Annotated in this window: 13 protein-coding genes; 12 read left to right on the forward strand and 1 reads right to left on the reverse strand. The window is 63.6% G+C overall.

Going from position 1 to position 12,702, the window contains the following annotated elements:
* Nucleotides 1-2 precede the first annotated feature (2 nt).
* The 12 genes from Q0330_RS15015 to Q0330_RS15070 all read left to right on the forward strand — a co-directional run bounded on the left by Q0330_RS15015 (nt 3) and on the right by Q0330_RS15070 (nt 11,352).
* On the forward strand, nt 3-188 hold the full coding sequence (locus Q0330_RS15015; RefSeq protein WP_299481145.1) for a hypothetical protein: 186 nt from the start codon (nt 3-5) through the stop codon (nt 186-188).
* Nucleotides 189-192: 4 nt separating this feature from the next.
* The gene (locus Q0330_RS15020; RefSeq protein WP_299481147.1) at nt 193-1,338 is read left to right on the forward strand and encodes a lytic transglycosylase domain-containing protein; all 1,146 of its coding nucleotides are present in this window, start codon (nt 193-195) and stop codon (nt 1,336-1,338) included.
* The gene (locus Q0330_RS15025) at nt 1,335-2,105 is read left to right on the forward strand and encodes a type IV secretion system protein (protein WP_299481149.1); all 771 of its coding nucleotides are present in this window, start codon (nt 1,335-1,337) and stop codon (nt 2,103-2,105) included. The genes Q0330_RS15020 and Q0330_RS15025 overlap by 4 nt, the downstream gene beginning before the upstream one ends.
* A gap of 14 nt (nt 2,106-2,119) precedes the next feature.
* Nucleotides 2,120-2,767, forward strand: a complete 648-nt coding sequence (locus tag Q0330_RS15030) for a virB8 family protein (protein WP_299481151.1) — start codon at nt 2,120-2,122, stop codon at nt 2,765-2,767.
* The gene (locus Q0330_RS15035) at nt 2,764-3,483 is read left to right on the forward strand and encodes a TrbG/VirB9 family P-type conjugative transfer protein (RefSeq protein ID WP_299481153.1); all 720 of its coding nucleotides are present in this window, start codon (nt 2,764-2,766) and stop codon (nt 3,481-3,483) included. Before Q0330_RS15030 ends, Q0330_RS15035 begins: the two co-directional genes overlap by 4 nt.
* Nucleotides 3,480-4,793 carry a TrbI/VirB10 family protein gene (locus Q0330_RS15040; protein ID WP_299481155.1) on the forward strand — a complete coding sequence of 438 codons (1,314 nt, stop codon included), beginning with the start codon at nt 3,480-3,482 and terminating at the stop codon, nt 4,791-4,793. The genes Q0330_RS15035 and Q0330_RS15040 overlap by 4 nt, the downstream gene beginning before the upstream one ends.
* Nucleotides 4,793-5,797 carry an ATPase, T2SS/T4P/T4SS family gene (locus tag Q0330_RS15045; RefSeq protein ID WP_299481157.1) on the forward strand — a complete coding sequence of 335 codons (1,005 nt, stop codon included), beginning with the start codon at nt 4,793-4,795 and terminating at the stop codon, nt 5,795-5,797. The genes Q0330_RS15040 and Q0330_RS15045 overlap by 1 nt, the downstream gene beginning before the upstream one ends.
* Nucleotides 5,794-6,225 carry a hypothetical protein gene (locus Q0330_RS15050; protein WP_299481159.1) on the forward strand — a complete coding sequence of 144 codons (432 nt, stop codon included), beginning with the start codon at nt 5,794-5,796 and terminating at the stop codon, nt 6,223-6,225. The genes Q0330_RS15045 and Q0330_RS15050 overlap by 4 nt, the downstream gene beginning before the upstream one ends.
* Nucleotides 6,225-7,250 carry a type IV secretion system protein gene (locus Q0330_RS15055; RefSeq protein ID WP_299481161.1) on the forward strand — a complete coding sequence of 342 codons (1,026 nt, stop codon included), beginning with the start codon at nt 6,225-6,227 and terminating at the stop codon, nt 7,248-7,250. Before Q0330_RS15050 ends, Q0330_RS15055 begins: the two co-directional genes overlap by 1 nt.
* An 85-nt stretch (nt 7,251-7,335) precedes the next feature.
* Nucleotides 7,336-7,677 (forward strand): single-stranded DNA-binding protein, encoded by a 342-nt coding sequence (locus Q0330_RS15060; RefSeq protein ID WP_299481163.1) that lies wholly within the window; start codon nt 7,336-7,338, stop codon nt 7,675-7,677.
* A gap of 501 nt (nt 7,678-8,178) precedes the next feature.
* Nucleotides 8,179-10,809, forward strand: a complete 2,631-nt coding sequence (locus tag Q0330_RS15065; protein WP_299481165.1) for an AAA family ATPase — start codon at nt 8,179-8,181, stop codon at nt 10,807-10,809.
* 237 nt (nt 10,810-11,046) lie between these two features.
* Nucleotides 11,047-11,352 carry a hypothetical protein gene (locus Q0330_RS15070; protein WP_299481167.1) on the forward strand — a complete coding sequence of 102 codons (306 nt, stop codon included), beginning with the start codon at nt 11,047-11,049 and terminating at the stop codon, nt 11,350-11,352.
* Nucleotides 11,353-11,395: 43 nt separating this feature from the next.
* Here Q0330_RS15070 and Q0330_RS15075 read toward each other — a convergent pair.
* A partial coding sequence (locus tag Q0330_RS15075) for a type IV secretory system conjugative DNA transfer family protein (RefSeq protein WP_299481169.1) occupies nt 11,396-12,702 on the reverse strand: 1,307 nt, incomplete at its 5' end.

The raw sequence follows: 12,702 nt of genomic DNA on the forward strand, positions 1-12,702 counted from the left end.
GCATGGCGGCCGTTCCGCTTCTGGGCAGCCTGCTGCTGCTCACCGCCTGCGCAGGTGGACAGGCCCCGCAGGCCAATTGCTTCAGCTTTGCCGCCGCACCTGCGCGCGCCACCGTCTCGACCATGGGCGCCGAGGTCACGCGGGCCTCCGACCCTTGCGCATTCGCGCTGATCGGTGGGGCGCAGTAAGCCGGTGGCACGGTTTGTTCCGCCCGTTCTGATCGGCATCATGCTTGCACCCCCGCTGGCCGCGCAGGGTGTGCCGACCTTCGATGCTGGAACCTATGCGCGGACTGCCGCGACGATCGCACAGCGCGACCTCGACATCGCCCTGCAGCGTGACCGGCTCGCCCGCGAGGAGGAACTGGCAGAAATCGAGCGCGCGCAGCTGGCCTCGTTGGAAAGCATCCTCGGCGCGGTGACCACCGGCGCAAGCGCCTCGGTGGCTGGAACGGTGGCGGCACTGGAAGCCGGCAATGGGGACGGGACAGCAGCGGCAGAGATCTATGCCACCGAGGACGGCAATCCTGCGGCCGACCGGCTCTTTGGTGATGCGCGGGAGACCGTCGAGGAGCTTATCATCCGCGCCGCCCGCGACACATATTCCCTTGCAGGGGTTTCGCTGGCCGGGCTGACGCCCGTCCAGTGGCGTTGCCTCTTGCAGGCGCTGATCTGGCAGGAAAGCCGGTTCCAGATCGGCGCACAATCGCCCGCCGGGGCTTTCGGGCTCACGCAGATCATGCCCGGGACTGCGGGCGATCTCGGGATCTACCCCGCTTACTACGAAGACCCCTATCTGCAGGTCACAGGTGGCGCGCGTTATCTCGCCCAGATGCTCGGCATGTTCGATGGCAACATCATTCATGCCCTTGCTGGCTACAACGCCGGGCCGGGACGGGTGCAGCAATATGGCGGCGTGCCACCCTTTGCTGAGACGCAGCACTATGTCGTCGTCATTCCCGAACAATATAACCGCTACCTCGGCCTCGCTGGCGGGCCGGATGCGCTCGGCACCATCGATCCGGTGCTGCTCGCCAATGCGAGTTTCAGCCTCTCGGCGCATGGCTCCGGCGTCTACGGCGATTATTCCATGGTTTCGATCCAGGCCGCCGCCCTGCGCCTGCAAGACATCATCCGCCGGATCGGCGAGACCGCGGACGTGCAGGAAGCCATCGCGCTCAACACCTATGCGCGCGCCGAACTCGCCAGGATCGTCGCGATCCGCACCCGGTTGAAGGCGGCGGAGACACAGCCCCTCAGCGATGAACAGATCGCGCTGGCCGCAGCGCAGGCGGCCGAGCGGCAGTTCATGAGCATTCGAATGGAGGAATTGCGATGAAGCGACTGGCCCTGACCACCGCTCTTTGCGTCGGCCTTGCGACGGGCGCCTCTGCCCAGGGCGTGCCGACGGTCGATACCCAGAACATTGCCCAGGAGATCCGTCAGCTCCAGCAGATGCTGGAGGATTTCGGGATCCAGACCGATCAGCTCGACACGCTGCTCGAGCAACTCGACCTCGTCCAGCAGCAGCTGGATCAGTTGCATAGCATGTATGCCTCGCTCACGGGACCGCGCGATATTCTCGGCCTGCTCATGGGCGGCGATCTCGACCAACTGCTCGAGGCCAAGTTCGAAGACATCCCCGGCCTGATCCGGGGCATCCAGCAAGGTGATTGGAGCAATCTGCTTGGGCTGACCGCCGGGCCGATGCGGAGCCAGATGGAAACAGCGCTGGCAAGCGCAGGCTTCGACGAGGAGTCCTTGCGCGAGATCGCCACCAGCGGCAATCCCGGCGCCGAGGGCATCGCGACACGCGCGACGACCGGCGCCGTGCTCTCGGCCGCTGCCCAGAACAGCCATGCGGAGGCCGCCCAATCCCTGGAGCGGGTCGAGCGTCTGGTCGCAATGATCCCTGACATGGAGGATCTGAAGGCTTCCATGGATCACAATACCCGGGTCACCGCCGAACTGGCCATCGCCATGACGCGGATGTGGGAGCTGGAGGCGATCCAAACAATCGGCGCGGGCAATGCCGGCGTTGTCGATGCGGCAACCATCGCAGAGGAGCGGCGCTACATGGACTTCACCATGCCGAACCTCGAATGACGGCGGATGCGGACATGACCCTGCGGGACGTCGTAGAGGAGGAACTGGTTTACGGTGCGCTGCGCCGGGAACGGCAGTGGCAGGTGATCGGGATCGCCGGGGCCGGATTTGGCATTTTCGGCTGCCTGACCGCAGCGGCGGTCGCACTTCTCATCGACCCAGCCATGCCCGTGGTCGTGCCTTATGATCCCGAAAGCGGTCTCGCGCTGCCGAATGCCACGGTCGAGGCGGTCCGGCTGTCTGAGCGCCCGGCGGTGATCGAGTCCCAAATCTATCGCTACATCTCTGATCGCGAGACCTACAATCAGCTCGACAATGACCTGCGGGTGAACCGGGTTCTGGCCCAGTCGATCGGCGCGGCCGAGGCCAGCATGCGGGCGATGTGGACCAGCGGGCAGGAGAACTATCCGCCGACGCGCTACGGTGCGACCTCCGAGATGGCCGTCGAGATCGCGAGCATTGCCCTGATCGGTGAGAACCGCGCCCAGGTCCGCTTGCGAAAACGTCTGACCAGCCCACAGGGCGGACAGGTGGGCCTCTTCACCGCAACGCTGATGTTCGAGTTCCGGCCCGAACGCACCCGCAGCATCGACGATGTCTGGCAAAACCCCTTCGGCTTCACCGTCACCCAATATGCCATCAGATCGGATCGTTCGGAATGAGTCCGCCCTTGCTGACATCGCTTTCGCCGTTCCGGCTGTTCACGGCGGCTCTCGTCCTTGCGGCGGTCCCGGCTTTTGCCGAGACGACACCGAGGCCGGGGTCGCATGATGCCCGGGTCCGGGTGGCGACCTGGACCGAAGGGCAGGTTTACCGTGTGGTCACCAGTCTCACCCGCGTCACCTCGATCGAGTTCGGCGAGGGCGAGACGATCCGGTCGATCATCGCCGGCGACACGGCGGGGTTTCAGTTCGACGGCGTGCCTGGCGGACGAGCCTTCGCAATCAAGCCCGTCGCCTCGGGCGTCGCCACCAACATCACCGTCTATACCAACCGCCGCTCCTACTATTTCCACGTCGTCGAAGCGCGCGAGACCCCGCATTATGTCGTGCAGTTCCGCTATCCGGAAAGCAGTGCGCCGACCACCAATGCCGTCGCGGCCGGGGCGCCAAACAGCAATTATGCCGCGAGCCAGCAGGCCGAGTTCACGCCGACTGCGGTCTGGGACGATGGCACTTTCACCTACTTCCGTTTCCCGAAAAACGCCCCGGTCCCGGCCATCTTCCGCTGGACCGGGGGACGCGAGCGCACCGTCAACTCGGTTGCGCAGGAGGAGGGTGTCATCCGCGTATCGGGCGTACATCGCCAATGGGTGCTGCGCCTTGGCGATGAGGCGATCTGCATTCAGGATATGTCGGATGACGGGGCCAGCTCATGAAGAGCCCGCCAGACGATCTTTCCGCGCGACTTGCCGCCATCGAGGATGCGACCGGAAAGCGCGGCACCCGCCGCCGCCCGTCCCACCTTACAGCTCTGCTTGGCAGTGTCGCCATTCTGGCGGTCGGGGGCGTCGTCTGGCTGCTGATGCAGCCGAAGCCAGAACCTGCCATGCCGACCGCGGCGGCAGATGAGTTCCAGAGCGCGGGATCAGGGTTCGGGGATTTTGAGCCGGGTGCGGCCCCGGCACCCGTGACGCCTGCCGCACCGGTTCCGGACGGGCCCAGTGCGACCGAACTGGAGCTGCGGGAAACCCTCGCGACGCTGCAGGCAGAGCTGGCCGAGCTTCGCGCCCGGCCAAGCAGCGATGGCGATCCGGCGGCGCAGGCGGCGATCGCCGACCTGACGGCACAGCTTCAGGCCCTCGAGGCAGGGTCGCTGGAAGCGCAGCGCGCCCTCGAGCGTCAACTGGTCGAGCGTGATCGCGAACTGGAGCGGATCCGCATGGATCTGGAGATCGCCCGTCTGGGACCGCCGGGCGGCGCAGAAGAGGACGCCAGGCTTGCCGAACTGGAGCGCCGCCGTGCCGCCGAGGCGGCCGCGCGCGAGGCGCGGGTCAATTCGCCCATGCTGGCCTGGTCCGGCATGGGTTCTGGCGCCGAGGACGAAACCGCCCAGGAAGCGGCACGTCTCAGCGCTGATGAGGCCTTTGTCCGCAGCGGTGCCGCGCCCGCCCCTGTGACCCGGGCCGAGGTCATCGTGAATCCGGGCCATACCGTTGTGCAGGGCACGATGATTCAGGCGGTGCTGGAAACCGCGCTGGACAGCACGCTGCCGGGGGTGATCCGGGCCGTGATCTCTGAGGATGTTCACTCCTTCGACGGCACCCGGGTGCTGATCCCACGCGGTGCGCAGCTGATCGGCCGCTACCGGTCCGAAGTCGCGCTGGCGCAGTCCCGGGTGATGATCGGTTGGGATCGCATCATCCTGCCCGACAATCAGACCGTCCAGATCAGCGCCTTCGGTGGCGACGAGATCGGCCGCTCCGGCGTCACCGGCGATGTCGACACCCGCTTCGGTCAGCGCTTCGGTTCGGCGGCGCTGATTTCGCTCATCGGCGCGGTGCCAGCCGTCGCCGCGGCCGGGATTTCCGACGAGACAGCGTCAGACGCCGCCAGCGATGTCGCGACCGATCTGCGCGATGCCAGCCGTAGCGTGATGCAGGACTACCTCTCGATCCGCCCGGTGATCCGCGTGCCCCAGGGTGCCAGGATCACCGTCATGGTCGACCGAGATCTGGAGATATTGTGATGGCGGTCAGCTACCTTGAAGCCTCACTGGCCCGGCTAGGCGAAAGTGTGCGCCGCCCGGACGTGATCGAGATCTGCATCAACCCCGACGGACGGGTCTGGGGTGAGTTCCAGGGCGATCACTTCATGCGCGACCTCGGACAACCGCTGTCGCTTGTCGAGATCAGGGATCTTGGCAACCAGATCGCCTCGGCCGCCAATACGACGCTGAGCGCGCGCAAGCCGATTGTCTCGGTCAGCATCATCTCGGGGGATCGGCCGATCCGGGCCCAGGTCATTCAGCCGCCTGTGGTGGAGGGTGGGTTCTCGATCTCGTTGCGTTTCTTCTCGACACTGCCGCTGGAAAAGATCCGCCTCGGCTTTCTCTACGGGCGCGAACGTAGCCTCGAAGGCCTGCGCCGCGAGCGCAACCTCGCGCTCCGCACCGTTGTTGCCGCTGGCGATATCGAGGCGGCTCTGCGTTTCTGCGTGGACAACAAGCTCAATATGATCGTTTCCGGCGGAACCTCGACCGGCAAGACGGTCGCCGCCCGCAAGATCCTGACTCTCGTCCCGGCCGAAGAGCGCATCCTCACCATCGAGGAGGCGGCTGAACTGCGACCTGAGCAGCCCAATGTGGTGACGCTGATCTCGGACCGGGAGTCGGAGATGCGCAGCGCTGACGCTCTTCTGACCGCGACCCTGCGCATGCGCCCCGACCGGATCGTTCTTGGCGAAGTGCGCGGCAAGGAAGCGCTGACCTTCCTCGAGGCGATCAACACCGGCCATGGCGGCTCGCTGACCACCCTTCATGCCGAGACCCCGCAACTCGCGGTGCGCCGCCTCGCCATCGCGGCCCTGAAGACGGATCTGCCGATGACCTATGCCGACATGATCACCTACATCGAAGGTTCGATCGACGTGATCATTCAGGCGGGCCGTCACGAGGGAGGAAGGGGCATCACCGAGTTCTTCCTGCCTGGGGCCGGCCGGGTCCAAACGACTGCCCTGCAGGCAGCAGAATGATGAAAGGTATCCCCATGCGTGTTCTCTGTCTGGCGCTGGCAACGGCGGCTGTCGGCTATTCGGCCGCAGCGCAGACGCCGGTGACGAACGACCTGACCCCGACATTGCAGCCGCAGCGCTACCGGATCTGCAATGAGCGACCTGATCGTCCAGCCTGGGCCGATGCGCTGCATATCCGGGAGGCGTGGAAGGCGGTAACGCTCATGGGTCTCTACGAACTGCGCTCATGGGAGAACATCATCGCCCTGCAGGATTGCTCCTGCGAGGTTCGCTTCCCGGATTGGACCGCCGCAGAAGATGAATACCAGGAACGATATTCTGGTTTGAGCCAGGGCGAACAGACTGCGCTGCGCCGCGAACTGCGAGCCTACCAGAATACGATCGCGGATAACGTCAGAACCATCTGCGAAGCCCAAGGCAACTGGTAATGGGCGTCGTCGGCTGGATGGTCGGCTCAGCCGATAGCTTCCTCGCCTCGGCTGCGGAATCGCAGTTTGGGGCCGTGGCCAGCAACATCGGCACGATCGCCCTGCTGATGGTAACCCTCTCGCTGATCGGCCTTTGCATCAATATGGCCTTCCAGTATCGCAGCATGGATGGCGCCACCTTCTTCTGGTATCTGCTGAAACTGACCCTGATCGGCTTCTTCGCCTTCAACTGGACCCGCTTCAACGCTGTCGCAAATGCTGTGATCGGTGGCCTGGACTACATCGCCGGGGCGCTCGTGGCCTCGGTGGGTGGCAGCGGGGCGGGAGCCTCCCATTTCGCGGCTGAGTTCGACGATCTGATCGAACAGTTCGCGGGCTATCTGAACGCCATCGGTGACAATCTCGGCTGGATGACGGGGGCGATCCTTGGCGGGATCGGCCTGATCCTGCTCAGCGTCCTCGGCTTCATGACCGGCATCGTACTGATCTTTGCGAAGATGATGCTGTCACTGATGCTCGGGCTCGCGCCGGTGATGATCGCGCTGTCGCTCTTCGACGCGACCAAGGATTTCTTCCATCGCTGGGTATCCACGACGGTCAGCTATGCCTTCTACCCGGTGGTCATCGCCGCCATGTTTTCGACCGTCGTGGGAATGGCGAACGCGCTTCTGGCCCAACTGGGCGATCCGGAGTCAGCCACCAACATTGGCTCCCTGATACCATTCTTCGTCATGGTCTTCCTCGCCAAGGGGTTCGTGGCCGCGACCCCGCTGATCGTGCGCGGCTTGTCGGGCAACTTCATGGTGGTGGCGGGGCCCGCTGTTGCGGCCGGCACAGCGGCAATGACGCGCGGAATGCTGAACACGCGTGGTGTGCAGACCAGGGAGCGGACGGGCAGCCTGAGTGCAGGTGAGATGGTCGGGCGCCAGATTGCTCAGAACGTTCCTGCCGTGAAATCCGCCGCGGTGGCTGCCGGTGGTCACATTGTACGGGTGGTCGAGAGAGCGCGTCGCCTGGGCAAGTAGCTATGGGCGGTGCAAACGAGACGAGAGAACCGGCCGCATCGCTCAAGCCCATCGGTGAATGAATGCAGAAACGAGGAGAGAAAAGATGTTCTACACCTTCGCAGAGTTCCAGATCCAGGGCTACGTTGGCCGGAAAGTCGAACTGGGCAACGGCAAGGTTCTGAAAGTCAGTATCGCCGCCACCGACAGCTGGAAGGACAAGGAAAGCGGCGAGCCGCGAGAACGCACCGATTGGAACACCGTCACCCTGTTTGAACGCAGCACGGCGGGTTTTTCCTGGCTGAAAGAGAACCTCCAGCCTGGCGATCTGGTGCATGTTCGTGGCCGCATCGCAGAAGGAAAGTACGACAAGAACGGTCAGGCCGTCTACGAGACTGCCCTGACCGCGGATCGGTTCGCGGTCGTTCCGGTCGGCAAGGCTGAGTGAAAGTCCGTTCGGGGCGACCGCGGCTATACGCCATGCTGGCGGCGCGCGCGCTTTTGCACGCCTATCTCGTTGGCTATGCCGGCCTCACGCCACCTCGGTGGGTGCGACGGATTCTGGGCGGCAGCACGCTGCACCGGGCGTGGTTGCTTGGATTCCTGGGCTTTTTCGTAGAGAAGGGTGTGTGTTATGGACCTGCCCGGTCTTGCTGCGGGGCCGCGTGCCCGAGAAGTCGAAGCTGATCCAGGTCCGACCTTTCATCCGAGCTCCGCAGGAAACGCGCGCTAGGTTGACGGATCGGACGCAGCCGACGAAAGGGCGGGAAGCCGACGTTCGCTGTAAAGATGATCAACGAGCAATCTAAACGGGAACATCCCGCCGGCCGAAGCCAAGGCCAACTTCTACGCAGTTCTGGAAACGGAACCCATGGCCGCGTAACTAACTGATATCAGCCTCCGGCAAAGCCGGGGCGATTCAAACATCGCAAGGTCAGGGGGCAGAAAGATGGAAGCGCAGGAGAATGATCTTTCGAATGAGGCGGCAGCGCTCGCAGATATCCTAAAATGGTCGGCGGATCTCCCAGCATGGCAGCGCGACGCGCTGCGTCGGCTCTGTAGCCAGACAAAACTGGAGGCCGCCGACATCACGGCGCTGGTCTCCATCTGCAAGGCCGTAGAACAAGGAGCCCCGCTCGACGCGACCCACCTCCGCGACCCTGCCGCAAGCCACGCGGTCGTTACGCTCGGGGCACTTTATGGGCTGTCCAATGTTAACGCCCTCGCCCCTGGCGAACGGCTCTCCTTCGGGAAGACCGGTCTCACCGTCATCTACGGCGACAATGGCGCCGGCAAATCGGGCTATGCCCGCGTGCTTAAGCAACTCTGCCGTGCGCGTTCGCCGAAAGGCGACGGAATCCTGCCTAATATCTACACGGCCGCGAGCGGCACTCCCGCCGCCAGCATCGACTTCTTCATAGGCGCCCAAAAGCGCAGCGCAGCTTGGACGCAAGGTACACCGCCAGATGCAATGTTGTCGGCCGTGAGCGTGTTCGATTCTCGAACCGCCAATGTCCATGTAGAGAACACCAACGACCTAGCCTACACGCCGCTCCCGCTCCGCATCCTCGCCGGGCTGGCACAGGCCTGCCAAGACGTAAAGGCCAAGCTGGCGGCCGAAATTAAAGCGCTGCAGGAGCAGACGCCCGCAGTTCTGTCGAAACCGGACTACAAGCCAGACACGGCCGTCGGCAAGTTGATCGCTGGCCTGTCGGGCAAGACGAAACAGGAAGCTGTTGACAAGCTGGCGGGCCTGACCGCCGAAGAAGAAGCGCGACTTCAAACGCTCAGCACAGACCTAGCCAGCGACCCGGCGCGCACCATTCGCCAGCTCCAGGGCCAGGAAACCCGGATCAAGTCAGCGATTGAGCAACTCGAGCGTCTAATTGCTGTCGCTACGGAGGAAAGCCGGGCAGCGCTGCGCACAGCTCACGTGCAACTTGCAACGGCGCGCTCCGCCGCCGCCGCCGCCTCCGCAAACCTTTTCGCCGATGAGCCACTACCTGACATCGGTTCGGACGTCTGGAAGGCCCTGTGGGAGGCTGCCCGGGACTACTCGCGCGCCTCCGCCTATCCCGACCATCCGTTTCCCATGACCGGGACTGGCGCCCATTGCGTCCTCTGCCAGCAGTCTCTCAGTGAGGAAGCCTCGATCCGGCTCAGTAGCTTCGAGGATTTCGTGCAGGACGAGAGCAAGCGCCGCGAACAGGAAGCTGCGGACTCATATTACAAGAAGCTTGAAGATGTCTCGGCGCAGGCCATCTCCACGAAAGATATTACGGCAATCGTCGCGACAATCCGGGATGATATCGGGCAAGAGGAAGTCGCCATCGCCCTTCGCCGGCAAACCCTCCATCTCGCGTGGCGGCTGCGTGCCATCCTGAGAACCCACAGTCTTGCGGTGCTGCCCGATCTTCCGCCCGCAGTCACCATTTCGCTTGATCCGCTGCGCACGGCGCTCAGCGGCATTGCCACACGCATCGTAGGCCTGCAGTCCGAGGCCAGCTCTCCGCAGCGCGCTGCGCTCATCGCCGAGCGCGACGGCCTCGCCGATCGCAAATGGCTCGGCGTGGTGAAAGCCGATGTGCTTGCCCAGATCGATCGCCTCAAGGCCATCGAGGCGATCGAGAAGGCCAGCAAGGACACCGCGACGAACAAGATCACCACCCAGAGCGCTCGTGTCGCGCAAGCGCTGGTTACCAACCGCTTGCGCGGTAGGTTCGCAATCGAGGTAGATAAACTCGGGGTCGCGGGTCTCGCCATCGAACTTCAGCAGGCCAAAACCACGGCTGGCGTCCCCTTCTTTCAGGTCCGGCTGATCAACAAGCCGAGCGAACCGGTCGGCAAAATCTTGAGCGAAGGCGAGCATCGCTGCGTCGCGCTCGCCGCCTTTCTTGCCGAGCTGTCTACCATCGATGCGCAATCCGCGATCGTGTTCGACGACCCCGTCTCTTCGCTCGACCATTTGCATCGCGACAGGGTTGCCGCTCGATTGGCCGAGGCCGGACAGACCCGCCAGGTCATCGTCTTCACCCACGATATGGCGTTCTTGCTCCTTCTCGATGAAGCATGCCGAGCGACCAAAGATCGCGATACGACGCCGGTGGCGTACCGCCTGATCAGTCGCGGGACGGAAAACGCGGGCTACTGCCATCAGGACCCGCCGGCCAACGTCATGCCTCTCGACAAGGTGATCGACGGAATGAAGACGCACCTCGCCAACGTGAAAATCCATCACGAACGCGGCGACCAGGCGAGGTGGCTGCGCGAGGTGACGTCCTTCCAGGACCAACTCCGCACGACCTGGGAACGCGCTGTCGAAGAAGTGGTCGGCCCCGTGATCCGCCGACTGTCCCGCAAGGTAGATACGACGGGCCTCATCAAGCTCACCGTCCTCACCAACGCTGATTGTACCGTCATGCGCGAGGCGTTCGGTCGCTGCTCCGCGCTCCTTCACAGCCAGCCTGGCGAGATCAATCCCCGGCTGCCCGCGCCATCAGTGATCCAAGCCGAAATCGACGCATTGGAAAAGTGGATCGCCGACATTCGGTCGCGGCAGGATAAGGCCGCAGCCGCATGATCACACTTCAGGCTGCGTAGCCTCGCATCGGGGGAGCGCTTCAATTGTGAAATGATCCGAACGGGCCTGCTTCCTTGAGTGCAAGGGACGCTGCAGTCCCATTCAGATGGCTGCATTATGGAGCCTTCGAGGCCGCGTACAGCGAGTTCGACCGTCCACTGCGGGCCGCAAGCGACACCCCGTTGCCCCCCGCGACGAAAACTTGTGCCCTAGCCGTCTTTGTCTATGCTGTATCGCATGAACCTGATCTACCCAATAAATCTTGTGGGCCACGACAAGTGGATGGAAAGCGGATACGCGCTCGATCTGGCGGGAGGCGACATCATCACCAAGGATGGAGAGATCCTTGGGCGCTGGCAAGTCGTGGAATATGATCCCGAGGCAGATGACGAAGGCGGCCGCTATGAATTCGTCCCGGACGGACACGACATCGCGATGTTCGCCGAGGCGTTTGTATTTCTAGACCATAGGACAAGTAGGGGCCTTGCGCTGTCGACGCTTACTCGTGCGATCAAGGAATGGCACGAGGTCCAACCTTCTTAATCTTCCGAATTCCGCGGTGAACGGCAGCGCAAGGCCCTTCGTGTCACCCCACGGGCTGGGCATGCTGGGCCAGGATTTCTGCTGTCTTTACCACAGCCGCCTCAACGGCCTTGCGCCCCTCTGCGGTCGCGCCAAGCGATTTCAGATCAACGCTGATGGGGCGGGGCGGGGCAGACGCCGCTGCCCGCCGCAACGGTGCCCGCAAGCGGGGCTGCATGAGGGTCGGCTCGGGACCGGAGTTAAGCCGACCCTGATCCTGCCCATCGCCCTGCGTCACGTGCCGCAATTCCCGCGCGAGTCGCTCCACAGTCGCCTCTGTCTCCTTCAGGCGTGCATCATAGCGGATTCTTTCTGCGTCAGGATAAGGATGCCCGCCCGATTGCGCCGCGTGCAGCGCCAGCAGCACAGGATCCTCGTAGTATTTCACCCGCCGTGCCCGGATCGGCATTTGCGCATCCACCACGAGGATCACCTCATCCAGGTCGAGCCGGCGCGCGTCGTCTTCATTCAAGAGCGGCGTTTCTTCGGTTCTCTCGGTCACGCTGCGCCCTTCGAACGGGTTGCGGCCGACCGAACGGGACCGGGTCACTACGCGTTTCGTCGTCTTGCCGATGGCCTGGCTGAGTTCCTCGATGGTTTTCTGATCGGATGGCGTCAGGTAAAGCTTCACCCCCGCTCCGCCCTGGAGCGAACGCCGCGTGTTTTCGCCATAGATCTCGTCCAGCGCCGGGATGGTCTGGGTAACGATGGCGAGGTTGCCGCCGAAAGAACGCAGCGTCTTGATGCTCTCGGCCACGATCGGCATCTTCCCGAGCCGGTCGAATTCGTCGAGCATGATCATCACTGGCCAGGGCTCATCGTCAGCGGGTTCCCCCGCCTGCAGCGAGGCGATCAGATCCGAAAAGAACAGCCGGATCAGCGGCGCAAGCGGTCGGATCATTTCGGATTCCACCACCAGATAGATCGCATGCGGCTGACGCCGGATATCCCGGAACGAGAAGTCTGATGTCGCTGTGGCCGCATCGATTGCCCGGTTGTCCCAGGTGTCGAGCCCCGATGTCATCAGCAGTGACAGATACGACGTCAGCGTGTCATTGTTGGTTGAGGCCATCCGCTCGAAGATCAGCCTGGCGGAGGTGTTCTTCACCTCGTGGGCGCGCTTCAGATATTCCTTCTGCTTGTCGCCGCCCGAGGCGGTGATGCGGTAGATCTCGCCGATGGTGGGCACGCCACGTTCGAAGGCCAGCAGGCCCGCTGCGACAAAGAGATCAATGCCGCCTGCGAGCAGGCCGCCGAGCTTTTCGTTGTCGGTCTGCAGGAAGAGCTTGGCGGTGAGCTTCAGCTCCATCT

The sequence above is a fragment of the uncultured Paracoccus sp. genome (assembly GCF_937873615.1).
Lineage (GTDB): Bacteria > Pseudomonadota > Alphaproteobacteria > Rhodobacterales > Rhodobacteraceae > Paracoccus.

Bases quoted from the DNA above. Each gene is read 5' to 3' on its own strand.
- Q0330_RS15015 (WP_299481145.1), top strand. From the start codon at position 3: ATGGCGGCCGTTCCGCTTCTGGGCAGCCTGCTGCTGCTCACCGCCTGC.
- Q0330_RS15025 (WP_299481149.1), top strand. From the start codon at position 1,335: ATGAAGCGACTGGCCCTGACCACCGCTCTTTGCGTCGGCCTTGCGACG.
- Q0330_RS15030 (WP_299481151.1), top strand. From the start codon at position 2,120: ATGACCCTGCGGGACGTCGTAGAGGAGGAACTGGTTTACGGTGCGCTG.
- Q0330_RS15035 (WP_299481153.1), top strand. From the start codon at position 2,764: ATGAGTCCGCCCTTGCTGACATCGCTTTCGCCGTTCCGGCTGTTCACG.
- Q0330_RS15040 (WP_299481155.1), top strand. From the start codon at position 3,480: ATGAAGAGCCCGCCAGACGATCTTTCCGCGCGACTTGCCGCCATCGAG.
- Q0330_RS15045 (WP_299481157.1), top strand. From the start codon at position 4,793: ATGGCGGTCAGCTACCTTGAAGCCTCACTGGCCCGGCTAGGCGAAAGT.
- Q0330_RS15050 (WP_299481159.1), top strand. From the start codon at position 5,794: ATGATGAAAGGTATCCCCATGCGTGTTCTCTGTCTGGCGCTGGCAACG.
- Q0330_RS15055 (WP_299481161.1), top strand. From the start codon at position 6,225: ATGGGCGTCGTCGGCTGGATGGTCGGCTCAGCCGATAGCTTCCTCGCC.
- Q0330_RS15060 (WP_299481163.1), top strand. From the start codon at position 7,336: ATGTTCTACACCTTCGCAGAGTTCCAGATCCAGGGCTACGTTGGCCGG.
- Q0330_RS15065 (WP_299481165.1), top strand. From the start codon at position 8,179: ATGGAAGCGCAGGAGAATGATCTTTCGAATGAGGCGGCAGCGCTCGCA.
- Q0330_RS15070 (WP_299481167.1), top strand. From the start codon at position 11,047: ATGAACCTGATCTACCCAATAAATCTTGTGGGCCACGACAAGTGGATG.